25 protein-coding genes are annotated in these 24,561 nt (G+C 44.1%); 18 read left to right on the plus strand and 7 right to left on the minus strand.

The window, feature by feature from the left end; genetic code table 11:
* The first annotated feature begins 25 nt into the window (after positions 1-25).
* The gene (locus AC0J2F_RS00210; RefSeq protein ID WP_473008048.1) at positions 26-1,339 is read left to right on the plus strand and encodes an MFS transporter; all 1,314 of its coding nucleotides are present in this window, start codon (positions 26-28) and stop codon (positions 1,337-1,339) included.
* Between the two features lie 25 nt (positions 1,340-1,364).
* A complete protein-coding gene (locus AC0J2F_RS00215; RefSeq protein WP_473008049.1) occupies positions 1,365-1,916 on the plus strand; it encodes a hypothetical protein in 552 nt (183 codons plus the stop codon).
* A gap of 78 nt (positions 1,917-1,994) precedes the next feature.
* Here AC0J2F_RS00215 and AC0J2F_RS00220 read toward each other — a convergent pair whose 3' ends face one another.
* From AC0J2F_RS00220 to AC0J2F_RS00235, 4 genes are read right to left on the minus strand one after another with little or no spacing between them, the layout of a single operon-like run.
* Positions 1,995-2,720, minus strand: a complete 726-nt coding sequence (locus tag AC0J2F_RS00220; protein WP_473008050.1) for a head GIN domain-containing protein — start codon at positions 2,718-2,720, stop codon at positions 1,995-1,997.
* Positions 2,721-2,738: 18 nt separating this feature from the next.
* Entirely contained in the window at positions 2,739-3,827 is a 1,089-nt protein-coding gene (locus AC0J2F_RS00225; RefSeq protein WP_473008051.1) for a DUF4097 family beta strand repeat-containing protein, read from the minus strand.
* On the minus strand, positions 3,811-4,371 hold the full coding sequence (locus AC0J2F_RS00230) for a hypothetical protein (protein ID WP_374958733.1): 561 nt from the start codon (positions 4,369-4,371) through the stop codon (positions 3,811-3,813). Before AC0J2F_RS00230 ends, AC0J2F_RS00225 begins: the two co-directional genes overlap by 17 nt.
* Entirely contained in the window at positions 4,368-4,925 is a 558-nt protein-coding gene (locus tag AC0J2F_RS00235) for an RNA polymerase sigma factor (RefSeq protein ID WP_473008052.1), read from the minus strand. Before AC0J2F_RS00235 ends, AC0J2F_RS00230 begins: the two co-directional genes overlap by 4 nt.
* A 219-nt stretch (positions 4,926-5,144) precedes the next feature.
* Between AC0J2F_RS00235 and lon the strand changes: the two genes are divergently transcribed.
* The 3 genes from lon (at position 5,145) to cmk (ending at position 9,418) form a co-directional block, all read left to right on the plus strand.
* Entirely contained in the window at positions 5,145-7,595 is a 2,451-nt protein-coding gene (gene lon, locus AC0J2F_RS00240) for an endopeptidase La (RefSeq protein ID WP_473008053.1), read from the plus strand.
* 105 nt (positions 7,596-7,700) lie between these two features.
* Positions 7,701-8,723 (plus strand): type IX secretion system protein PorQ, encoded by a 1,023-nt coding sequence (gene porQ / locus AC0J2F_RS00245; protein ID WP_374959645.1) that lies wholly within the window; start codon positions 7,701-7,703, stop codon positions 8,721-8,723.
* Positions 8,723-9,418: a (d)CMP kinase gene (gene cmk, locus AC0J2F_RS00250; RefSeq protein ID WP_473008054.1), complete on the plus strand. Its 696-nt coding sequence runs from the start codon at positions 8,723-8,725 to the stop codon at positions 9,416-9,418. The genes porQ and cmk overlap by 1 nt, the downstream gene beginning before the upstream one ends.
* Here the strand turns inward: cmk and AC0J2F_RS00255 are convergent.
* Positions 9,415-10,848 (minus strand): amidohydrolase, encoded by a 1,434-nt coding sequence (locus AC0J2F_RS00255; protein WP_473008055.1) that lies wholly within the window; start codon positions 10,846-10,848, stop codon positions 9,415-9,417. The two genes, cmk and AC0J2F_RS00255, sit on opposite strands and share 4 nt — an antisense overlap.
* A 281-nt stretch (positions 10,849-11,129) precedes the next feature.
* Between AC0J2F_RS00255 and rpsA the strand changes: the two genes are divergently transcribed.
* The 13 genes from rpsA (at position 11,130) to AC0J2F_RS00320 (ending at position 22,145) form a co-directional block, all read left to right on the plus strand.
* Positions 11,130-12,965 carry a 30S ribosomal protein S1 gene (gene rpsA, locus AC0J2F_RS00260; RefSeq protein ID WP_374959647.1) on the plus strand — a complete coding sequence of 612 codons (1,836 nt, stop codon included), beginning with the start codon at positions 11,130-11,132 and terminating at the stop codon, positions 12,963-12,965.
* Between the two features lie 118 nt (positions 12,966-13,083).
* Positions 13,084-13,359 carry a hypothetical protein gene (locus AC0J2F_RS00265; protein WP_473008056.1) on the plus strand — a complete coding sequence of 92 codons (276 nt, stop codon included), beginning with the start codon at positions 13,084-13,086 and terminating at the stop codon, positions 13,357-13,359.
* 183 nt (positions 13,360-13,542) lie between these two features.
* Positions 13,543-13,782 (plus strand): DUF1059 domain-containing protein, encoded by a 240-nt coding sequence (locus AC0J2F_RS00270; protein WP_473008057.1) that lies wholly within the window; start codon positions 13,543-13,545, stop codon positions 13,780-13,782.
* The gene (locus AC0J2F_RS00275) at positions 13,760-14,161 is read left to right on the plus strand and encodes a hypothetical protein (protein ID WP_473008058.1); all 402 of its coding nucleotides are present in this window, start codon (positions 13,760-13,762) and stop codon (positions 14,159-14,161) included. The genes AC0J2F_RS00270 and AC0J2F_RS00275 overlap by 23 nt, the downstream gene beginning before the upstream one ends.
* A 23-nt stretch (positions 14,162-14,184) precedes the next feature.
* The gene (locus AC0J2F_RS00280; protein ID WP_473008059.1) at positions 14,185-15,147 is read left to right on the plus strand and encodes a Gfo/Idh/MocA family protein; all 963 of its coding nucleotides are present in this window, start codon (positions 14,185-14,187) and stop codon (positions 15,145-15,147) included.
* 66 nt (positions 15,148-15,213) lie between these two features.
* Positions 15,214-15,753: a bifunctional pyr operon transcriptional regulator/uracil phosphoribosyltransferase PyrR gene (pyrR, locus tag AC0J2F_RS00285; protein WP_473008060.1), complete on the plus strand. Its 540-nt coding sequence runs from the start codon at positions 15,214-15,216 to the stop codon at positions 15,751-15,753.
* Between the two features lie 4 nt (positions 15,754-15,757).
* Complete coding sequence (locus AC0J2F_RS00290; RefSeq protein ID WP_473008061.1) at positions 15,758-16,696, plus strand: aspartate carbamoyltransferase catalytic subunit; 939 nt, start codon at positions 15,758-15,760, stop codon at positions 16,694-16,696.
* Positions 16,686-17,021: a ribonuclease Z gene (locus AC0J2F_RS00295; RefSeq protein WP_473008063.1), complete on the plus strand. Its 336-nt coding sequence runs from the start codon at positions 16,686-16,688 to the stop codon at positions 17,019-17,021. The genes AC0J2F_RS00290 and AC0J2F_RS00295 overlap by 11 nt, the downstream gene beginning before the upstream one ends.
* Before the next feature lie 11 nt (positions 17,022-17,032).
* Positions 17,033-17,938: a ribonuclease Z gene (locus tag AC0J2F_RS00300; RefSeq protein WP_473008064.1), complete on the plus strand. Its 906-nt coding sequence runs from the start codon at positions 17,033-17,035 to the stop codon at positions 17,936-17,938.
* Between the two features lie 75 nt (positions 17,939-18,013).
* Positions 18,014-18,664, plus strand: coding sequence for a pyridoxamine 5'-phosphate oxidase (gene pdxH, locus AC0J2F_RS00305; protein ID WP_473008065.1), 651 nt, complete (start codon positions 18,014-18,016; stop codon positions 18,662-18,664).
* Between the two features lie 9 nt (positions 18,665-18,673).
* On the plus strand, positions 18,674-19,159 hold the full coding sequence (locus AC0J2F_RS00310) for a SixA phosphatase family protein (protein WP_473008066.1): 486 nt from the start codon (positions 18,674-18,676) through the stop codon (positions 19,157-19,159).
* Complete coding sequence (ppk1, locus tag AC0J2F_RS00315) at positions 19,159-21,237, plus strand: polyphosphate kinase 1 (RefSeq protein ID WP_473008067.1); 2,079 nt, start codon at positions 19,159-19,161, stop codon at positions 21,235-21,237. Before AC0J2F_RS00310 ends, ppk1 begins: the two co-directional genes overlap by 1 nt.
* Entirely contained in the window at positions 21,234-22,145 is a 912-nt protein-coding gene (locus tag AC0J2F_RS00320; protein WP_473008068.1) for a Ppx/GppA phosphatase family protein, read from the plus strand. Before ppk1 ends, AC0J2F_RS00320 begins: the two co-directional genes overlap by 4 nt.
* Here AC0J2F_RS00320 and AC0J2F_RS00325 read toward each other — a convergent pair whose 3' ends face one another.
* Positions 22,146-22,727 (minus strand): MiaE family protein, encoded by a 582-nt coding sequence (locus AC0J2F_RS00325; protein ID WP_473008069.1) that lies wholly within the window; start codon positions 22,725-22,727, stop codon positions 22,146-22,148.
* A 4-nt stretch (positions 22,728-22,731) separates the two neighbouring features.
* Positions 22,732-24,549: a DNA polymerase III subunit gamma/tau gene (locus AC0J2F_RS00330; protein WP_473008070.1), complete on the minus strand. Its 1,818-nt coding sequence runs from the start codon at positions 24,547-24,549 to the stop codon at positions 22,732-22,734.
* Positions 24,550-24,561 lie beyond the last annotated feature (12 nt).

Raw genomic sequence — 24,561 nt, forward strand, 5'->3', positions numbered from 1 at the left:
AAACAACGACTAAACACCAACTGCATTGAAACAAACACTCCCTAAAGGCAGTAAGAAACTCATGCGTGCCTGGGCTTTCTACGACTGGGCCAATTCAGTTTACAGCTTAGTGATCGCCTCGGCTATTTTTCCAATCTACTACGGAGCCCTTTTCGAAATTGCCCAAGTAGATAGTGTAAACTTTTTAGGCTTTGAGATACCACAAACACCTTTTATAACTTATGTGACGGCTGCTGCGTTTTTGGTGGTTTCCATAATATCACCGATCCTATCTGGTATTGCAGATTACGTTGGGAACAAGAAGAATTTCATGAAGTTCTTTTGCTATCTGGGATCCCTGTCTTGTATGGCCTTGTACTTCTTTGATCTGGATTATCTCTACCTCAGTGCCACAGCCTATTTTTTGGCCCTAATTGGATTTTGGGGTAGTTTGGTGTTCTACAATTCTTACCTGCCAGATGTAGCCTATCCGGAGCAACAAGATCACCTGAGTGCTCAGGGCTTTTCCATGGGTTATATTGGGAGTGTACTTTTATTGGTGGTCAACCTGGTCATGGTGCTGGGAGCACCAGAAGGAGGAGAGATGGCGGCGATGAAATGGTCTTTCGTATTGGTGGGTGTATGGTGGATCTTGTTCAGTCAGTATTCTTTTTACCACTTACCCAAAGGGAACTCTGCCAGTGGTAAGATCCACAGAAAGATCTTAGGTAATGGCTACAAAGAACTAAGAGGTGTTTATCGGTCACTCTCTAGCAATCCTAGGCTTAAAAGGTTTTTGGCAGCTTTCTTTGTTTATTCTATGGCTGTGCAAACGGTAATGCTGGTGGCGACTTATTTTGGAGAACAAGAGATAGCTTGGGGTGGTAGTTCCGAAAAAACCATGGGACTTATAGTGAGTATATTAGTCATTCAACTGGTAGCGGTAATTGGTGCTACCCTTACGGCTAGGGCGTCAAAGAGTTTTGGCAATATTCAGACCTTAGTAGTCATCAATATCATTTGGGTTGCGATCTGTGTGGTCGCCTATTTTATCACTGAACCTTTTGAATTCTATGCTACGGCAGGAGTAGTTGGTTTGGTCATGGGTGGCATTCAGGCACTTTCCAGATCTACCTATTCTAAGTTCCTACCGGAGACAGAAGACACAACGTCTTATTTTAGTTTTTACGATGTAGCGGAGAAAATAGGTATTGTGATCGGGATGGGGGTTTACGGAGTGATAGATCAACTTACAGGTAGCATGAGAAACTCTGTCATTTTTCTAATCTTGTTCTTTGCTGTTGGCGTATTTCTACTCTTGCAGGTACCCAGAAAAGACCAGTCTGCAGAAAATAATTAAGTTTGCTTAAATAAATCGACCTACTATGATTAAGAAAATCTTGCCAGTCCTGGCGCTATGTATTTGCATTTTTGCTTGTGATAACGAACCTTTAGAAGGAGAATTTATAACCGATGATACCACAATGGATGAAGGATCTGACACAGATGATAGCGATACAGATGGCGATACCGATGGAACCGTTTCCTTCAATGCCGATGTTGATGGGGTAACAGTAAATCCAGACTCCTTAACTGCTTTCAGTATTGAATCAGGAGGTGTTACCAGTATAAATATTGGAGGGGTCAATACGGCTTCAGGAGCCTCTATGACATTAACTTTCAATGCTGCTCTAGAGGCGGGAACTTACGAGTTTAACAGTTTACCCTTACCAGGAAATACTATACTTACCTACGCGCCTGACCCTAGTGACGCAACTCTTATTTACAGTTCAGAAGCAGGAGGAACATTCGTTATTTCAGAAGTCACGGCAGAAGGCCGATTCACGGGTACCTTCTCGGCAACACTAAGCGTTTCAACAGACCCGAGTATTCCCGGTGTGGAAGTGACCAACGGAGCCTTTATTGTACAGCTTTAGCCCAATCAGAAAACAAAAACATAATAAAAAAGCCACGCTTGAACTGCGTGGCTTTTTTATTAGTTGATGAATGAAACCTTAGTTTCTGGCGCTGATGCTTCCAGAACCCGATACCTTCTTATCTACAGATGGGTTGCCGCCATAAGTGATATCGCCGGACCCATTAACTCTCGCCTTTAGATTAGCTTCTGCATAGACTTTGGCATCTCCGGAGCCAGAAATAGCTACTTCGGCATCTTGTGTACGGAACATGCGGCCGTCAAAGTCACCGCTACCGCTGATTTTTAAACTTGCGCTGTCTGCGCTCCCTTTTAGACGCATATCGCCAGAACCGGTAATCTTAAAAGTAGCCTTACGGGCATTTACTTCTAAGTTTACATCTCCGGAGCCAGTAATGGCGGCCTCAAAATTATCTGCGCTAATGGCATCTCTGGTCATTACGTCGCCAGAACCCGTTAGTTTAACGCCGCTAAGATCTTCAAAAGGAACAGTGACCTTGATAGGATTCTTAGACTTTAGGTAATAACCTTTTTTAACCTTAACAATTAGCTTGTCACCTTCGGTCTCTACTACGATATACTCGTGGAAGTTACTGTCTGCTTCTACGCTGATGCGACCTTCGGATCCGCTTACTAGGTAAACATCCATGGGTCCGACTGCTGCGATCACATCGTAGTCTCCAGTAGAAATAGTTTCTGTGGTCACATTGCCGTTTCCGTTTACCTTTTTGTTACCCCATTGGGCCTGTGCCGGTAGGGCACACAGTAAAAAAAGTACGCTTAATAGTTTGATTGTGGATTTCATGTTTTTTGATTTAGATGATTATTGTTTTTTTAGTGTTACGCCTCCATAAGAAGAGCGCACGTTTATCGTATTGCCGGAGTTTGCACTTCCGTGATAGCCTTGATAGCTTTTTTGACTTCCGTCTTTAGATTCCATTTTTACATTTAGATCATCCTTTCCGCTCAAGCTGGCATAAGATAGATTCACAATAAAGTCGAAATTGTATCCTGGGTCGTATCCCAATCGAATTCCCGCATAAGAGGACTTGATGGTCACATCTCCGGCAGTTGGCATTAAGCGATCTACCGTAATAGATCCATAATCCGAATTGATATTGAAGTTTCCAGAAACTCGGTCAAAGCTTGCGGGGATATAATCTCCATTTCCTGTGACTGTCCCTACATCGCCCACATTGAGCTTTCCGTAGTCGCAGTTGTAATTCAGTTCGCCTATCTTTTCAATACTACTTTTGGTATAATCTGCATTGAGCTCTAAGTATTCAATCTCGTCCAGGCTAAAGCTGCTGTAGTCTGCGTTGATACGCCCGCTCTTCATATAAGCAATAGATGAGTTGTTCGTATAGTCAAAGCTGAGTAGATTATTCTCGGCATTCAAACGTCCAATGTTTAGCTGTCCATAATCGCAAGAGATCTTTACATTACCGTCACTTTCATTCAGGTTGATGGCTCCGTAGTCGTTGCTCAGATCTAGTGAATTGGTCACTGGAACTTTCACCACATAGTTCACTTCTATAGATACGCCATTGTTCTTATTGTTCCACCAGCTCCAGGAACGCCCACCGCTACCAATTTTGGTTTTGGCGCTTACCAAAGAACCGTTGCCGGAAAACTCCACGTCTATATCGTCTAAGCGTTTTTGAACCTTCTCTTCGTTGTTTCCATTGGTTGTAATGGTTACTTCGATTACCGTGCGGTTCTGCCCCCAGGTCACTATGTCTAAGTTCCCGTAGGTATTGTCAATACGCAGGCCGGCATTAGCGTTTACTGTGTATTCTTTAGAGAGTTTTTTCTCCTTGGTGTATTTTCCTTTGAATTTGTCGTTGTTTCCAGCTACTGCCACTGCAGGCAATAACAAGAGTATTATTAGGGATTTAAATAGTGCTTTCATCAGTGTTAGATTGGTTGATTAATTCGATTCCTTCTATCGTAGAGATCACGTGTTGAAGCAGATCGATACGATTTTGAAAATTATTGATCATGGCGTGAATAACACGCTTGTCATTACCGCTTTCTACAAGGTCATCTTGGAGTTTCAAATATTCTTGCTCCAAGGTTTCCATTTGTAGCATAGCATCATTGATCAGGACTTTAGCTGCTTCGGATTCAAAGCTGCTCAAGCGTTCCAATTCGGTGTTTATCGCCGTGTTGAAAAATTCCTGAGTTTGAGCCATTTCTGGGGATACACTCGCCAAGCCTTCTGCTTCTGTCGCTGTCGGATTAAATACTCCAGTCAACAAAAAGGCTAGGGTTATCACTGCTGCAAAAGCAGAGACGATCTTCCAATAGGCAATCTTTGGCTTTCCGCTGCTCATAGGCTGCTCCTTATTCAGGCGCTGCATAAAGCGAGCGTTATGTCCTTCTGGAGTGCTTTTGGTGTCGAACTGGCCTTCTAAGCGCTCAAATAGGGCCTCTATATTGTCGTTTTCTTTCATACGCTAAGTTTCTGTCTTAAACTTTCTTTCGCTCTAGAGATCATAGTACGGCAATTTCCGTAGCTTATTTTCATGATCTCACAGATCTCTTCATGATCATATCCTTCTATCAGATGCAGGCTCAACACCTGTCTGTAATTGTCCTTTAAGGCACTTAAGCCTTCCATGACCGCTGCTACTTTTACTTGAGAATAATCTGCCTCTGTCAATGAGCTCGATTCTTCTACGGTTTCTGGTAGCTGGTCTACCGAAACATCGGTAAAACGTTTGTTTTTCTTGTATTGGGCAATACTGTTGTTTACCACTATGCGCTTCAACCAAGATCCGAAGGTAGCATCTCCTTTAAACGTGTCTAGCTTGTTAAAGGCAGCGATAAAAGATTCTTGCATAACGTCCTCGGCCTCCAGAGAATCCTTTACTATTCGAAAAGCAGTGTTGTACATCGCTTTCTGATATCGGTTATAGACCTCCAATTGCGCCAATTGATTACCGTCTCTGCAAAGACCCAAAAGGGCTTCAATGGGTTGGTCTGTATTTGGTTTGGTTAGTGCCAAGAAAAACTATTGTTTATGCTAAAGAAGGACTTACTGCTTTGATGTTACAGTTTACAACAAAAAAATTGTCGATTGGCACATTAATTGACTTAAAGTGATGGTCGTGTGTGCCGCTTAGCCTGTTATTTAGGGCCTTCGCCGCGAACATTAACCAAGAAATAGCTATTAAAAAGAATTCACCTACCACGTGGAGGTGACATTTTGACTTAACAACAATATATGTCGAAGCATCGATTTGTAAATATAGACAGTTTGTCATTGGACGATTTTAACGAAGAAGCGGAACTCATACCGCTATTGACCCCAGAGGATGAAGAAGCGATGAACAAGGAGGCCTTGCCGGAAGCCTTACCTATCTTGCCTTTGCGCAATACGGTCTTGTTTCCGGGGGTGGTGATTCCAATTACCGCAGGCCGCGATAAATCCATTAAGCTCATCAATGCTGCCAATAAAGGCAGTAAAGTGATCGGGGTGGTCGCTCAAAAGGACGAAGCCGTCGAAGATCCTACAACCAAGGACATACATCCGCAGGGAACTGTAGCGCGCATCTTGCGCGTGCTAAAAATGCCAGATGGGAACATTACCGTTATCATTCAAGGAAAGAAACGTTTCCAGATACGAGAGGTGGTACAAGAAGACCCGTATTTGCAAGCCAGTATCCAGGATGTGACAGAGACCCGTCCGCAGCCTGGCGATAGCGAATTCTTGGCCATTATAGAGTCTATCAAGGAATTGGCCTTAGACATTATTAAAGACAGCCCGAATATTCCTAGTGAGGCTTCATTTGCGATTCGCAACATAGAGAGTAGTTCCTTCTTGATCAATTTTGTCTGCTCTAATTTGAACGTTCCTGTTGCCGACAAGCAGAAGCTGTTAGAGATCGATGATCTCAAGGAGCGCGCTTTAGCTACTTTAAAGTATTTGAATGAGGAGCTGATGCGTCTTAATCTGCGCAACGACATTCAGAACAAGGTTCAGAGCGATCTGAATCAGCAGCAACGAGAATACTTCCTGCAACAACAAATAAAGACCATACAAGAAGAATTAGGAGGTGGCTCTTTAGAAGAAGAGATTGGCGCCATGCGTGAAAAGGCCAAGACCAAAAAGTGGGACGAGAAAGTTGCAGAGCACTTTGACAAAGAATTGGCCAAAATGCAACGCATGAATCCGCAAGTGGCAGAATACTCCATTCAACGGAATTATCTTGATCTGTTTTTAGAGTTGCCTTGGAACGAATTCTCTAAGGATAAATTCGATCTTAAACGCGCTCAGCGTATTTTGGACCGCGATCATTACGGATTAGACGATGTGAAGAAGCGTATCATTGAATACCTCGCAGTACTGAAATTGCGTAACGATATGAAGTCGCCTATTTTGTGTTTACACGGACCTCCTGGTGTAGGGAAGACCTCCCTTGGGAAATCTGTAGCCGAAGCCTTAGGGCGCGAATACGTTCGTATCTCTTTAGGAGGATTACGAGATGAGGCAGAGATCCGTGGGCACCGCAAGACCTATATCGGTGCCATGCCAGGGCGTATCATACAAAACATCAAAAAAGCGGGTACCAGTAATCCGGTCTTTGTTTTAGACGAGATCGATAAGCTAGCTTCCGGACATCAGGGAGATCCGTCTTCTGCGCTCTTAGAGGTATTGGATCCGGAGCAAAACTCAGCCTTTTACGACAACTTCTTAGAAATGGGCTTTGACCTTTCAAAGGTGATGTTCGTTGCAACTGCCAACAGTCTTGGACCAATACAGCCCGCCTTACGTGATCGTATGGAGATCATCAACCTAAGCGGTTATACCATAGAAGAGAAGGTAGAGATCGCTAAAAAACATTTACTGCCCAAGCAACTCTCCGAGCACGGTTTGGATCCGCAGCATTTAAAGATCAGGAAGCCGCAATTGGAGCAGATCGTAGAAGGCTACACCAGAGAATCTGGGGTTAGAGGCCTAGAGAAGCAAATAGCCAAGATGGTGCGCTATGCAGCCATGAACATTGCCATGGAACAGGACTACAAAGTAAAAGTAGACAAGCAGACTGTGCTTGATGTTTTGGGTATTCCAAAGTTAGAACGAGACAAATACGAGAACAATAAAGTAGCTGGGGTTGTGACTGGCTTGGCCTGGACCCGTGTTGGCGGGGATATTTTGTTTATTGAATCGATCTTGTCCAAAGGGAAGGGGACCATGAGTATTACCGGAAACCTCGGAAAGGTCATGAAGGAATCTGCCACCATTGCTTTGGAGTATATTAAATCCAATGCTGCCGATCTGGGAATAGCAGACGATATCTTTGACAAGTACAACGTACATATTCACGTGCCAGAAGGCGCCACACCAAAGGACGGCCCTAGTGCTGGGATAACCATGCTGACCTCTTTGGTTTCTTTGTTCACTCAACGTCGGGTTAAGCCATCGCTTGCTATGACAGGAGAGATCACTTTACGCGGAAAGGTATTGCCAGTAGGAGGGATCAAAGAAAAGATCTTGGCTGCCAAGCGGGCTCGTATCAAAGAGATCATTCTTTGCGAAGACAACAAGCGCGATGTGGAAGAGATCAATCCGCAGTATTTGAAAGGCGTAACATTTCACTACGTCAAAGAGATGGGCGAGGTGATCGACAAGGCCCTGCTGAAGCAAAAAGTGGTTAAAGCTAAAAAGCTGTAGTAGCAATTCGTTGGAATCGCCCAGATTGCAGGCCATTCGTTTTTTTCTGGCTCAAAAATAAATTATACTTGCAATCGTTAATGGAGTAACCGGTTTTTCCAATCCATGTCCAAAAGAATTGCTGTCTTTTTACTGATCCTTACTACTGCTGCCGCGAGCGCTCAGATTGGAGGCCGATATACGTATCAGTTTCTGAATCTGGTGAATTCTCCGCGACAAGCTGCCTTAGGCGGTAAAGTGGTCACCAATTACGACTGGGATCCGTCTCAAGCGCTTTACAATCCGGCGTCTATTAATCCGGAGATGGACAATCAGTTTCAACTCAATTATGTCAACTATTTTGACGACGTAAACTACGGAACAGCCTCTTATGCCTACCTCTGGGACAGACGCACCCAGGTTTTACACGCTGGGGTCACTTATATAAACTACGGCCAATTTGACGGTTTTGACGAGGCGGGTAATCCTACCAATAGTTTTAGTGGAGGCGAAGTGGCTCTTTCTGCGGGTTACGCCAGAAATATACCCTATACCGATTTTCACGTGGGTGCCAATGTAAAGCTTATCTCCTCTAAATTAGAGCAGTACAGCTCTTTTGGAGGCGCCTTGGATATCGCCATTATGTATGTGTATGAGCCTTGGGACTTACACATCGCGGCTGTGGCTCGGAATATCGGTACTCAGTTCACTCCCTTTAATGAGGTATACGAGCCCTTGCCGTTTGAGCTCATTTTCGGAATTTCTCAAACCCTGCAGAACATACCCATTCGCTGGCATTTTACCTTAGAGAATATGCAAGTCTGGAACATTGCCTTTGAGAATCCCAACAGATCCATCACAGATCTGGAAGGAGGTACGGTGACCGAAAACATCAACTTTTTCGACAATGCGATCCGCCATATGATCTTTGGTATTGAACTGTTTCCAGAGAGCGGTTTCAATATTCGTTTGGGTTACAATGTGCGCAGAGCGGAAGAACTTCGTATTTTAGAGCAAAGAGCTTTTGCCGGACTTAGCGCCGGTTTTGGAATAAAACTCAATAAGATCAGACTGAGCTACAGCTATTCGCAGTACAGTGCAGCAGCCAATGCCAGTTTCTTTGGTCTGAACATAGATCTGAATCGCTAATGCGCAAAATTACCATAGCCATAGACGGCTATTCTTCTACCGGAAAATCTACAGTAGCCAAGCAGTTGGCCGATTATCTGGGTTATGTTTACGTGGACACCGGAGCCATGTATAGAGCAATTACTTTATATGCTATTCGGGCGGGAATAATTACTGCGGAGGCATTAGATAAAGACCGCCTAATTGCGGCTTTATCAGAGATCACTGTGGCCTTTCATTACGATTCAGATTCCGCAACTTCTCAGGTTTTACTTAATGGCGAAAGAGTAGGGAGCGCCATCCGCACCCTAGAGGTCTCAGAACATGTAAGTCCAGTAGCTGCCATTCCTGAGGTGCGTAAAAAACTAGTTGCAATCCAACATCGAATGGGCCAAGAAGGCGGCATTGTAATGGACGGTCGCGATATCGGGACTGTGGTATTTCCAAACGCCGAGCTGAAGATTTTTATGACTGCGGATGCTGCGGAGCGCGCCAAACGCCGATACCTTGAACTTAAAGCCCGTGGTGATGACATTACTTACGATGAGGTCTATGACAACGTCACCGAGCGGGACCGAATAGACACCACAAGAGCCGATTCTCCGCTGGTAAAAGCAGTAGACGCCATTGAGATCGACAATACAGAAACCAACTTAGAAGATCAGTTCCACACCATTTTGCAATTGGCTAAAGACCGAATTGCGGGTAGGGTTTAGTTCTGCCCAATAGGCGGCGGTCCGTCTGGAATCAGAGCCTTGTATTCATAATCGCCTTTACGCTCTACGAATTCTGCTTTAACAGCTTCAACTTTTTCCGGATCTTCAAAAAGATCTACCATGGTCATGGCCATAGCGCGGGTAGCTTGCAGCATACCTTTATGCCCAATGCTCATTCCGCCACAGGCTACCACAGCCCAACTGTGCCAAGGAGTCCCTTTAGGAGCTACGGTCACCCCCAAGTTGATGTTGGCTACATTCCAGCTTACATCTCCAACGTCGGTAGAGCCACCTCCTGGATTCTCGCGAGTCTCAAGCAGCGGACTGATCTTGCTGTCCATGCCCACTTGCGGTTTGCCGGTCATTTCTTGGATCTTTTTACCAAAGGCAATTTCTTCTTGGGTGTACTCGATAGGGCCAAGTAGTTCTAAATTCTTTTGCATAATGGCTCCACCAGTGCGATTCACTAAAACTTCGTGAATTCCGGAGATCAGTGAAACTTTGTATTCCACATTGGCCATAATTGCGGCACCTTCGGCCATTTTCATTACCTGCTCGTAAACCGGCATCATACCCGCTCGGTCTGAATTTCTTACCCGCACCCAAAGTCTGGAATAATCCGGGACAACGTTCACCACTTGCCCGCCGTCTTGAATGTGGTAGTGCATGCGTACTGTGGGTTTAACGTGTTCTCTATAATAGTTTATTCCTTGGGTGTAGAGTTCCAAGGCATCAGAGGCCGAACGTCCGTTCCACGGGTCGGCAGCTGCGTGAGCGGCTTGTCCGTAGAATTCTACCATAAAGTCAACCAAGGCTAAAGAGCTCTGTACATCTGCCTCTGTGTTGGCACTAGGGTGCCAGCTAATATTCACATCTACACCATCCCAGGCGCCGGCTTCTATCATCCAGAGTTTACCAAAGAATTTTTCTTCGGCAGGAGTTCCCATGAATTTAACGGTTCCTGAGATCTTTCCGGCTTCCATCAATTCTTTAATAGCAATGGCCGCTCCCAGAGATGCAGTACCAAACATATTGTGTCCGCAGCCATGCCCGCCAGCACCTGCTTCCAAAGGCTCTTTGGTCGGTTGTGCCTTTTGAGAGATTCCTGGGAGAGCATCGAACTCACCTAATATACTGATCACTGGTTCTCCGCTACCGTAAGTAGCCACAAAAGCCGTTGGCATGCCGCCTATATTCTTTTCGACCTTAAAGCCGTTGGCTTCGGCATAGTCTGATAGGATTTTTGATGATTTGGTCTCTTGAAAAGCTAGTTCGGCGTTAGCCCAAATAGCATCTGAGATCTCAATAAGCTTTTTTTGGTGTTTAGCTACAGAGGCCATAATGGCTTGTTTGTTTTCGCTCATGCCTTGTTGAGCTACTGAATTACCTGCAAAAATCAGGCAGATGGCGAAGGTAAAAAGAACGCGCATATGGGTTGGATTTAGTGTTTGCTTAAAGATAAGCAATCTTTAAAAAATCCGAAGCAATACAAACCCTTGAAAAAGAGCGCAATAAAATTTAAGTATTCTTTGAAATTGTTAAAGAAAACAGTACTTTTGCCGTCCTTTTTGGCGGTATGGAAGCAACGAAAAGGAAAAACAAAGTAGAAAACTTCTGTGAGATTTGATCCGCAGCAAATGCTTCCCAGACACTTGCAGAATACAAACCCTTATTTTTCGACTGCTTGAGCAGCGAAGAATAAATTCAATTTATGGCTCAAAAAGCTAAAGAAGAAGCGGTAGTAGCAGAAGCTACTGAAGCTAAAAATGCCCCTGAGGCTCCAGCGGTATCTCCAGCTCAGGAGAACCCTGAAAAATTCCTAAAAGAATTCGACTGGCACAACTACGAAGAGGGTATCGACCCTATCGCAGATTCTAAACTCGAAGAGTTTGAGAAGCTAGTAGAAGAGAATTTTGTAGACACCTTAGATGATGAGGTTGTTGAAGGTGAGGTTATCCACATGACCGAGCGTGACGCGATCATCGACATCAACGCTAAAAGTGAAGGTGTTATCTCTCTAAATGAGTTCCGTTACAATCCGGACCTTAAAGTAGGAGACAAAGTAGAAGTATTGATCGATGTGCGTGAAGACAGCACAGGACAATTGATCCTGTCTCACCGTAAGGCGCGTACTATCAAAGCTTGGGATCGTGTAAACGAAGCTCATGACCAGGGTAGTATCGTTAACGGTTACGTGAAGTGTCGTACTAAAGGAGGTATGATCGTTGATGTATTCGGGATTGAGGCGTTCTTGCCTGGTTCTCAGATCGACGTGAAGCCTATCCGTGACTACGATATGTACGTAGGAAAAACTATGGAATTCAAAGTGGTTAAGATCAACCACGAATTCAAAAACGTAGTGGTTTCTCACAAAGCGCTTATCGAAGCAGATATCGAAGAGCAGAAGAAAGAGATCATTTCTCAATTGGAGAAGGGTCAAGTATTGGAAGGTGTTGTAAAGAACATCACATCTTACGGTGTATTCGTAGACCTTGGAGGTGTAGATGGACTAGTACACATTACCGACTTGTCTTGGTCTCGTATCAACCACCCAAGCGAGATCGTAGAATTGGATCAGACGCTGAACGTGGTAATCTTAGATTTCGACGAAAACAAAACACGTATCCAACTTGGATTGAAGCAGCTTAGCGCGCACCCATGGGATGCATTAGGTGAAGAAGTGAAGATCGGTGACAAAGTAAAAGGTAAAGTTGTTGTAATCGCAGATTACGGTGCATTTATCGAGGTTGCCGAAGGTGTTGAAGGTTTGATCCACGTATCTGAAATGAGCTGGTCTACACACTTGAGAAGTGCGCAAGACTTTGTAAATGTAGGAGACGAGGTCGAAGCTGTTATCTTGACACTAGATCGCGAAGAGCGTAAAATGAGTTTAGGTATCAAGCAATTGACTCCAGACCCATGGACTGATATCACGACCAAGTACCCGGTTGGATCTAAGCACAGTGGGATAGTTCGTAACTTCACTAACTTCGGTGTATTCGTAGAGTTGGAAGAAGGTATCGACGGATTGATCTATATCTCAGACCTTTCTTGGACAAAGAAAGTGAAGCACCCAAGCGAGTTCACCAATGTTGGTGATACGCTAGAGGTTGTTGTTTTGGAGTTGGATGTAGAAGGACGCAAGCTAAGCCTTGGTCACAAGCAGACTACAGAAAATCCTTGGGACAAATACGAGGATGAGTTTGGTGTAGGTACAAAACACACCACTGCCATCACTGAGATCGTAGACAAAGGAGCTACCATTACTTTTAACGAAGACATCGTAGCTTTTGTTCCACAACGTCATATGGAGAAGGAAGACGGTAGCAAGCTTAAGAAAGGCGAGGAAGCTGAATTCCAGATCATTGAGTTTAGTAAAGACTTTAAGCGTGTAGTTGCCTCTCACATGGTAATTCACCGCGAAGAAGAAGCCAAGAACGTTCGCGCTGCTCAAAAGAAGCAGACGGAGCAGGTTGATAAACCAACCCTTGGTGATGCTAACGCTAAGCTTCAAGAGTTGAAAGACAAGATGGACGGGAAGAAATAATTCCTGAACTCTTTTAAAATAGAAGCCCTCCGGTAACGGGGGGCTTTTTTTATTGAGGTTTTCCAGTAAGCACACATAATAAATTGGGTTTTTAGGCGGTTATTAAAAGAAAACTTCCATGAATAAAGTGTTGAGTAGCAAGGGGCTTACCCTAGCCAACTTAGTGATTGTTGCCTATTTTTCGCTCTTGTATCTGGTGAATTATTACCAATGGAAAAGTCAAGCCATTCAGGTGGTGGGAGAGCTGCTAACAATTCCTTTCTTGATCGCCTTGGTTGTATTTACAGCCATAGGTATAAAGTACCTCACTCAGCGGAAAAAACGTTCCTCTACAGTGGTAAGTATTATGTTACTTGGACTTTGTGCAATAGCAACGGTAAAGAGTTTCTTTTAATCGCTTCAGTAAGATGCCGATTTTTTAAACGTGGAGATTTAGCTATCTTTAATCACATCGACTAGCAAATCTCTACATGTATACCGGAAGAATTTATAGCTTTAAGGATATGGCGCGATGGATGCGCTTTGAATCCGTGTTTTTTTATCTTTAGTTTTTCAGACGAGCTTTAACTATTATCAGATGAAAACAATGACTTGCCGTCAACTGGGCGGTGCCTGTGATAAAACTTTTCAGGCCGCAACTTTTGAAGAGATGGTCGCTTTGAGCAAAGCACATGGCATGGAAATGTTTCAAAAGGGAGATCAAGCCCATTTGGACGCGATGCAGACGGTAAAGGCAATGATGTCAGAACCAGCCGCTATGAGGCGTTATTTCGATGAGAAACAAAAATTATTTGATGCTCTGCCAGACTTATATTAGAAAGCTGCTGTTAGGCTTATTGGTACTTTCCGCCATAGGCTGTAAAGAGCAGTCTAAGACCTGTGAGAGTTTTCATCAGGGTACATTTGAGATCAAACGACCTGCAGACAATTACGCCGTGCAAATAGCGCGCAAGGACAGTTTACAAATAGAGACCAATCTCAATACTGGAGCAGTAACCAAGGCGATCGTGCGTTGGGATAATATATGCAATTACCAACTGGAGTATATTGAATCTACAAGCGAACACGCCGTCAATCTAATAGGTAAAGTGCTTATTGTTCGTATTGTTTCCATCAGCGGAGATAGTTATACCTACGAGGCTGTCTTACGCGGAACCCAGACCGTGACAAAAGGAGTGATCACTGCCGTGGATTGAGCTTTTGTTCTTATCTTTAAGATATGGTTCGTTTTGGTATCATAGGATTAGGAAAGATCGCGGCTCGCTTTGCCCAAGATCTCACCCTGCATCCCAAAGCCAAATTACAAGCAGTGGCTTCTAGAAATGGAAGAAAGGCGCAGCAATTTGCAGATACCTACTCCGCAGCACGTCATTACGATAGCTACGAGAAATTACTGGCCGATCCAAAGGTCGACATAGTTTATATAGCCACACCCAACCATTTGCATTATAATCATACCATGCAGTCTCTGGATGCGGGAAAGCATGTCATTTGTGAAAAACCCTTTGCCTTAGATGCGGCGCAGGTCCGAAAGATGATCAACAAGGCCAAATCTAAAGAGCTTTTTCTCATGGAAGCCATGTGGACACGTTTCATTCCAGCTACAGAAAAAGTTTTGGAACTGATCGACGAAGGTGTATTAGGAGAACTTCAGTCTATACGTGCAGACTTTGGATTTGCTGCATCTCAAGATCCTAATGGAAGATTGTTTAACAGAGAGTTGGGAGGAGGATCATTGTTAGATATTGGGATTTATCCCGTATATCTGAGTTATCTCTTATTGGGAAAACCTGAGGCCATACACGCAGAGGCAAAAATGCATTATACCGGGGTAGATAGCAACTGCCATATTGAGTTTACCTATACTGATGAAAAATCTTCCATATTGGAATCGAGTTTTTTAGAAACCACACCTACAGAGGCCATAATAGAAGGAACACAAGGAGGGATCTATATGCATCCAAGATTCCATCATTGCGAAAAATTGAGTCTAGAGCAGGGAGGAACCTTAAAAGAAATAGAGGTTCCTTGCGTCGGATTAGGATACTATCATGAAATCGATGAAGTGATCAACTGTTTAGAGGCCGGTAAACTAGAATCCGCTAAGATGTCTCATAAAGATAGTCTGGCACTTATAGAGCTCTTAGATGCTGTGCGTTCCTTGATAGGTCTTCAGTATTAAATCATAAGTGTGTAAGCATTGCACAGCCCGAGAAAATGGTCTATTTTTGCATTAGAGTAGCAAACTATGAGTCAAAAAGTCCTGCTTAACCAAACCGAAGTGCACATTACTTTGCACCGTTTGGCCTGTCAGTTGCTCGAAAATCACTTGGACTTCTCCAACGCAGTTTTAATTGGTCTACAACCCAGAGGAGTGTTTCTCGCAGATCGCTTGGCGCAGATCCTTAAGGACGATTACGGGATCAAAGATCTGAAGTTGGGCTATCTAGACATCACCTTTTACAGAGACGACTTTAGACGTGGTGATAAGCCTTTGGCGGCCAATGCCACGAGTATAGAGTTCATTGTGGAGGATAAGAATGTGGTTATCATTGACGATGTGTTATACACCGGACGAAGTATCCGTGCGGCCTTGACAGCCATTCAAGCTTTCGGACGACCAAAGAATATCGAATTGCTTTGCCTGATAGACCGCAGGTTTAGCAGACATTTACCTATTCAGCCAGATTATCGCGGCAGGCAGGTAGATGCCATCAACGATGAAAAGGTAAAAGTTTGCTGGCAAGAGAATGAGGGCGAAGACGCCGTGTATCTAATTAATAAGTAACTGCATGAGTAGTTTAAGTGTCGATCACTTATTGGGAATCAAATACATCTCGGCAGAAGATATTCAGCTGATTTTTGAAACCGCCGATCAGTTCAAGGAAGTGATCAATAGGCCTATTAAGAAAGTGCCGTCACTTCGAGATATAACTATAGCCAATCTGTTTTTTGAGAACTCTACCCGAACAAGGCTTTCGTTCGAATTGGCAGAAAAGCGACTCTCTGCAGATGTGATCAACTTCTCTGCAGCGTCCTCATCTGTAAAGAAGGGGGAGACCTTAATAGACACTGTGAACAATATCTTGTCCATGAAGGTCGATATGGTCGTAATGCGACACCCAAATCCGGGTGCCGGACTCTTTTTGTCCAAGCATGTAAAGGCTAGTATAGTCAATGCAGGAGATGGTGCTCACGAGCATCCTACCCAGGCTCTTTTGGACTGTTTCTCCATACGGGAACGTTTGGGAGATGTGGCTGGAAAAAAGGTAGTGATCGTTGGAGATATCTTGCATTCTCGAGTAGCCTTATCTAATATTTTTGCTTTACAAAAGCTTGGAGCATCAGTTAAGGTGTGCGGCCCCAAAACGCTTATTCCTAAATACATAGATAAATTAGGAGTAGAGGTGGAGTTGAACTTAGAAAAAGCCCTTCAATGGTGTGATGTAGCCAATATGTTACGGGTACAGAACGAACGTATGGATAGCTCCTATTTCCCTTCTACACGAGAATACAGCTTGCAATACGGGCTCACCAAAGCCCATTTGGAAAAGTTAGATAAGGAGATCGTGATAATGCACCCCGGGCCTATAAATCGAGGGGTGGAGATCACCAGTGATGTTGCAGATTCTGAACAGGCTATTATCTTGGACCAAGTAGAAAACGGTGTAGCTGTGCGCATGGCGGTTATTTATCTTCTGGCCTCTAAAATCAATCGTGATGACCGTTAAAGAACAGGATACTTTTTTACTATTAACTGACGATTATAACGACCCAAAGGATTTTGCAGATTTTCTTACACGCGAAGTTCCGAAGACTTACGGCGATAAGAACTTGGTGATTGAGTTGACCAAATATGCAGATTTCACTTTAGGTCATTTACTGCATTTTTTAAAGGTCTCTAATACGCATCGGGCCAAAAAGCTATCCTTTGTAATGATTTGCACCGACGTTCCGGTAGATGATATACCTTTTGAAATGGTTGTTGTTCCTACGCTCACTGAAGCGGCAGATATCATTGAAATGGAAGCCATAGAGCGCGATCTGGGCTTTTAAACACTAGTACATTGAAACTTACCATCCTGGGTTGTTATTCTGCAACTCCTCGCACACATACACATCCAACAGCGCAAGTACTAGAGCTGAGAGGAAGCCATTTCCTAATTGACTGTGGTGAAGGTACTCAGGTACAGTTAAGACGCTCTAAGATCAAGTTTACACGGGTGCAACAGGTGTTCATTTCGCATTTGCATGGGGATCATTATTTTGGGTTGATCGGCTTGATCTCTACTTTTCAATTGTTGGGCAGACGCACGCCTTTAACCATTTACGCCCCAAAAGGCCTTAAGGAGGTGATTAGTCTACAATTGCGCTTGGGCAACTCCTGGCCGCAATTTGAACTCAATTTTGTGGAGCTTAGCAGCAAAGAATCAAGCTTGATCTATGAGGATGAGAGTGTTTCGGTTTACACCATACCACTAGATCATCGTATTTATACCAACGGATTCTTGTTTAAGGAGAAACCGGGTCCGCGAAAGCTAGATCCAAAGGCTGCAACAGCGGCGAATATAGACTCGGCTTATTTTAGAAAGCTTAAAATGGGGAAAGATGTACCCAATCGCAATGGAGTTCTAATAGATCACACCAAGGTCACTTTAGATCCAGATCCGGTAAAGTCATATGCCTATTGCAGCGACACCGCCTTTGCCCCTGAGATTGTACCCCTTATTCAAGATGTAGACGCCTTATATCACGAAAGCACTTTCTTGCAAGAGCACGAACATCTGTGCGAGGCTACCAAGCACAGTACAGCCAAACAGGCTGCCACCATAGCAAAGATGGCGGGTGTAGACCGGCTGATCTTAGGACATTACTCTACCCGTTATGAAGATCTCAGCGCTTTTAAAGCGGAGGCCCAAGAGGTTTTTACTGCTGTAGAACTAGCTGAGGATCTCAAAGAGTTTTCTTGGTAAATATCCGCAGAGAAAACACCTTAAAATACTTTTAATGCAAGCCGAATTCTCGTAACTTGCAGTAAAGCTTCACCCATGGATCAAGAGCTGTATAATTTCAGAAAGTCGTATGAAAAAGGTGCCCTCGACAAAGACAGTGTAGACCCTAATCCACTGCAACAGTTCCGCAGCTGGTTTCATCAAGTACAAGATGCCGGAGGCGTGGAGGAGGTCAACGCAATGACTTTAACCACCTTGAGTCTGGACGGCTATCCAAAAGGTCGGGTTGTGCTGCTAAAGAAGTACAACGAAAACGGTTTTTACTTTTACACCAACTACCACAGCGAAAAAGGGAAGGCTATCTTGGCCCATCCAAAAGTCTCGCTCGCTTTTTTTTGGCCCACTTTAGAACGTCAGGTTTTGATCAAGGGAAATGTTAGTACTACCAGCCGTATAGATACTGAAAACTACTGGGATTCTCGCCCATTGGGCAGTCGATTAGGGGCTATAGTCTCAGATCAAAGTAAAGAGATTCCCAACAGAGAGGTTTTAGAGGATCGGCTTAAAAAATTGGAAGCTACCTTCTCAGAAGGCGATACTGTTCCTTGCCCAGATCATTGGGGAGGGTTTTTAGTGTCCCCGGTAGAGATTGAATTCTGGCAGGGCCGACCAAACAGGCTACACGACAGAATTCTTTACAGATTACAAGAGGATATGAACTGGGAAATCGTAAGATTGTCCCCTTAATCTAGCAGTATGAAGACCTTGTATTTGGTGCGACATGCAAAATCTTCTTGGGAGCATAATCTCTCCGACAGGGAAAGGCCGTTAAAAGAACGAGGGCTTAACGATGCGGAGGCGATGGCCTTGGCTGTGTCTAAAGAAATAGCTACGCCACAGTTGTTTATATCTAGTCCTGCTAACAGAGCACATACAACCTTTTTGTTCTTTAAGGAGGCTTTTGGGGCGGCAGATGAGAAGTGTCTCGTAGATGAACGCTTATATGACTTTGGTGGCCAAGATGTGATGCAAGTAATTGCAGAGACCCCAGCGGAGCTGGAAACACTTATGATCTTTGGGCACAACCATGCTTTTACTAGTATAGTGAATATGCTCGGTGACAAATACATAGATAATTTGCCAACCTGTGGGTTTGCGGCCATTCGATTCCAACAGGACGATTGGGACAACTTAAGCGATGGCAAGACAATAATGACATTATTTCCAAAAGAAATTCGCTAATGAACGAACTTCAAGAACGATACATCAATAGGGAGATCAGTTGGCTCCAATTCAACGAACGCGTACTGCAAGAAGCTGCAGATACCACGGTACCCTTAATTGAACGGATCAGATTCTTAGGAATATTCTCGAACAACTTGGACGAATTCTTTAAAGTTCGTTATGCCTTTGTAAAGCGTATAGTAGATGCCGGAAAAGGCGGGCGCTCTGCCTTAAAGGGAATAGCGGCCCAGGATCTTTTGGAACAGATCACGGAGATCGTGATAGAGCATCAGTCCGAGAGTTTGAAAATCTTGGAAGGAATTTACAAAGAGCTTGAAAAAGAGAACATCTTTGTTATCGATGAAACACAGGTAAGTCAGCGGCAGCACGAATTCATAGCAGATTACTTTCAGAACAAGGTGAGTCCTGCTTTAGGGGTGATCATGCTGAGTGACAAGACAAGTTTTCCCAAAATGCAGGATGCCGCGGCCTATTTGATGGTGCGCATGGAAATGCGAGAAGACGAAAAGATACTGCACCAGAAGGTGAATTTCGCACTTATAGAGATCCCACGCTTTTTAGACCGATTCATTATTTTACCTCAAGAAGGGGACAAGCAATTCGTGATACTTTTGGACGATCTTATCCGCTATTCGCTGGGTACAATTTTCAGTTTGTTCAAATATGAATCCATAGAGGCGCATATGATCAAGATCACTAGAGATGCTGGTTTGGACATGGACAGTGATCTGAGTAAAAGCTTTATTGCCAAGATATCTAAAAGTGTTAAGGAACGATCTTCCGGAGAACCGGTGCGCTTTGTTTACGACAAATCCATTCAACAGGATACACTGAATTATCTACTGGAAAAAATGGAGGTAGACGCGACTGATAGTGTGATCCCAGGCGGACGTTACCACTACCGACGCGATTATATGAAGTTTCCGAGCTTTGGTAGGCAGGATCTGCTATACGATAAGATCAAACCCTTACCCGTACCAGGACTGCACGGCTCAGACAGTATACTCGACGCTATAGATGAAAAGGACGCGCTGCTTTATGCTCCTTATCACGATTTTACCTATGTGATCCGTTTCTTGCGAGAGGCAGCCTTGGATCCGCGAGTAGAAAAGATCAAGATCACCATCTACCGCTTGGCAGAGATCTCCCACATAGCCGGTTCCTTGATCAACGCCGCAAAGAACGGTAAAGAGGTCACAGTGCAGATCGAGTTGCAGGCGCGTTTTGACGAGGAAGCGAACATTCGTTATGCAGAACAAATGCAGCAAGAAGGGGTGCATCTTATATTCGGTGTCACTGGGCTAAAAGTACATAGTAAAGCTTGTGTCATAGAGCGTAATCACGGCAAGAAAAGCAAACGTTACGGCTTTATTAGTACGGGGAACTTCAATGAATCCACCGCTAAGATATATACCGATTACACCTTGTTTACGGCTAATCAAAAGATACTAAAGGAGGTCAATAAGGTATTTGATTTCTTGGAGGTAAACTACAAGATCAAAAAATACAATCACCTCATGGTCTCTCCGCATTATACGCGAAATGTGCTGTATAACCTTATTGAGGATGAGATAGAGAACCACCGCAATGGTTTGCCGAGTGGGATCAAGATAAAACTCAACAATTTGTCGGACTATCCTATGATAGACAAGCTCTACGAGGCTTCTCAGGCTGGAGTGCCAATAAAGTTAATCGCTAGGGGAATCTGTTGTTTGATCCCTGGGATGGTTGGCGTTAGCGAGAATATCGAGGTGATCAGTATAGTCGATAAGTTCCTAGAACACCCCAGAGTGTTTATCTTTGAAAACCAAGGCGATCCTAAGATTTACATCTCCTCGGCCGATTTTATGACCCGTAACCTCGACAGACGGGTAGAAATTGGCTGTCCAATTTACGATCCGGACATCAAGCAGGAGATCATGGACACTTTTGATATCAGCTGGCGAGACAATGTCAAGGCTAGGGTTATCAGCGAAAAACAAGACAACGCCTATAGAAAGCGCAACGGAGAAACTCCAATACGCTCACAATTTGAAATGTATTCTTATTACCAACAAAAGCTTGCGTCAAATTGATAGTTATTAAGAAATACGGAGCCATTGATATTGGGTCTAACGCTATAAGATTACTTATTGCGACGGTCACGCAATTGGATGACGGGCCGACCAATTTTAAAAAGACGTCCTTGGTTCGCGTTCCTATACGTTTAGGAGCAGATGTATTTGAACAGGGAGCTATATCCAAGGCCAATATTAATCGAATGATAGAGGCCATGAAGGCCTTTAAAATGCTCATGAATGTCCATAAGATAGAAGCCTACAGAGCCTGTGCGACCTCCGCTATGCGCGAAGCGCGTAACGGTCATGCCGTGGCGGAACGCATAGCTAACGAAGCCGGAATTCACATTCACATCATAGACGGTAAAGAGGAGGCGGCGATCATTGCCTCCACAGATCTTAAGACTCTGATCGACGACGAGCGCAACTTCTTGTATGTAGACGTAGGGGGGGGAAGCACAGAGTTCACGGTATATGGTGAAGGGAAAGTATTGGCTTCAAAATCTTTTAAACTAGGTACGGTACGTCTATTGAATGACCAGGTAGACGACGATCTTTGGGATCGTGTAAAACGCTGGATAAAGGCCAATACTTCGGAGCTAGACGATGTATCGCTGATCGGTTCGGGTGGAAACATCAACAGCATTTACAAGGAATCTGGAATAAAGATCGGTAGACCGCTGACTTATCTGTTTTTGAGTAATCATTACAAGATTCTTCAGAAGTTCACTTATGAGGAACGCATCGCTCGTCTTGGGATGAACCCTGACCGCGCGGATGTTATCATTCCTGCAACCCGTATTTACCTTTCGGCCATGAAGTGGGCCAAGGCAGATTATATCTATGTACCTAAGATTGGACTAGCGGACGGGATCATCAAGACTTTGCATCAAGAACACAGTGCGCATCAGCTGCAGGTAAAGTAATTAACCGTGTATGGTTTCTGATTTGCTAAGATCTTTCATGATCTCGGCTTCGAAATCTAAAAGCGCCTGCCATTTTTTGTCTACAGCTTCACGATCTCCGTACTTTCGGGCAAATTTTAAGAACATGGTGTAGTGATTGGCTTCAGAGGTCATCAATTTGCGGTAAAAGTCGGCTAGCTTTTCATCTTCCAATTCCTCACTAAGCAACCTAAAACGTTCACAACTACGGGCTTCTATTAGTGCCGCGTAAAGGAGTCTGTGTATCAATTGGTCGTTGCGACTTCCTCCTTTTGGAAAGAACTTCATAAGTTGATTTACATAGGCATCTTTGCGTTCTCTCCCCAGATGGCCTCCACGGGCTACTATACGATCGTGTACCATTTTAAAATGGCTCATTTCTTCTTGTGCCAAAAGGGTCATTTCTGCCACCAGTTCGGTGTATTCCGGATATCCGATAATCAGTGATATGGCCGTACTTGCTGCTTTTTGCTCGCAATAAGCGTGATCGGTAAGGATCTCGTCTATATTCTTTTCAACGATATTAACCCAACGTGGGTCCGTGGGTAGTTTAAGTCCTAACATAGCATTAAATTTCCAGGTCGAATTCTTGGCGCAAAGTATCCATTAACGGATTGATCTCTTTTAGCTTGTCGTATTTTTCTCTTGGAGTATACGCATATCGCTTTTGGATCTCTTCATTCACGCGAATATCGAGTTCTATATCGTAATTTTTAAGTCGCTTTCTTAAAAATGCCAACAGCTCGTGAGATGCAGATTCAAGTTCCACTTTTATAGTGGCATTCGGATATTCCAAGACCAAATGATTGTCTTGTTTCTGTGGCAGGGCCATGCTTAAGTGCGAAACCAAATTATAACGGCCCTTTTTCTCCATTTTAGCCGTGTAGGCTTTCCAATTCTCTTCTAAGGCTTCTTGAGAGAAATCTTCTTTTGGTAGGTCTGCAGCCTTGTCTTCTTTGGCGTTCTGTGCTTGTAGCTGCTGCTTTTCTTTGATAGACTTTAAAGACAGCGCAGATACTTTTTTGCCGGAGTTTGCTCCAATGTTCAGGGCTGGCTTTGCCTTGGGTGGGGGAGCAGTTTCTGGTTTTATGTCTGATTCTTGCTGCGGAGTTGCGAGTATTTCGTTTTGCTGCGGATTCGTTTGCTGCGGAGTTGCGAGTACTTCGCTTGGCTGGGGATTTGTTTGCTGCGGACTTGGTGCCGGCTTATTTTGTAGAGGAGCCTTAACAGGAGCTACTTTGGCTTTTGGCACATCCAGTCGCTCTACAGGGCGTACGGTCTTAAAGTGAGAGGCTGGAATTAGGTGGTCAGGAGACTTTTTTTTTTCTCCATCAAAAGTGATAGAGGCGAGTTGCATCAAACAGAGTTCAACCAATAAACGTTGATTTCTGCTACTGCGAAACTGCAGATCACAGCTGTTGGCCTTATCTATGGCTGTTATCAAAAATTGTTTGTCACAGCGCTGCGACTGGTCTAAATACTTGGCTTTGATGTCTGGGCCAACCTCTAATAGGTCGTTGGTTTGAGGTTGTTGTCCTACCAAAAGGTCTCTAAAATGAGATGCCAGACCGGCAATGAAGTGATGTCCGTCAAAGCCTTGGGAGAGAATGTTATCGTACTCCAAAAGCAATTCTGGTATCTTATTGGCTAAGATCAAATCGGTCACTTTAAAATAAGTGGTGTAATCCAGTACATTCAGATTTTCCGTAACTGCCTGACGGGTCAAATTCTTACCTGAAAAACTCACCACCCTATCAAATATAGACAAGGCGTCACGCAAGGCTCCATCGGCCTTTTGCGCAATGATCTGTAGGCCGTCTTCGTCCGCAGTAATACCTTCTGAGGCGGCTACGTGCATCAGATGCTCCTTGATGTCCTTAACGGTGATCCGCTTAAAATCAAAGATCTGACAGCGCGATAAAATGGTTGGTATGATCTTGTGCTTTTCTGTAGTTGCCAAAATAAAGATAGCGTGCTTAGGTGGTTCTTCCAGTGTTTTTAAGAAAGCGTTGAAAGCCGCTGCAGAAAGCATATGCACCTCGTCAATGATATAGACCTTGAACTTACCTACCTGAGGTGGGATCCGTACCTGATCGATCAAACTTCTGATGTCATCTACAGAGTTGTTAGAGGCTGCATCTAGTTCAAAGATATTGAAGGCAAAATCCTCGTCTTCCGCCGTGTTATCATCAGCATTAATACGCTTGGCCAAAATACGAGCACAGGTTGTCTTTCCAACACCACGAGGCCCTGTAAATAATAAGGCTTGCGCTAAATGATTATTAGCAATGGCGTTCTCTAAGGTATTGGTAATAGCGCCTTGTCCCACTACCTCTTTAAAGGTTGCAGGGCGGTATTTTCTAGCCGATACAATAAAGTGTTCCATCTGTAAACAAAG

Source organism: Gilvibacter sp. CC01, from assembly GCF_055755295.1.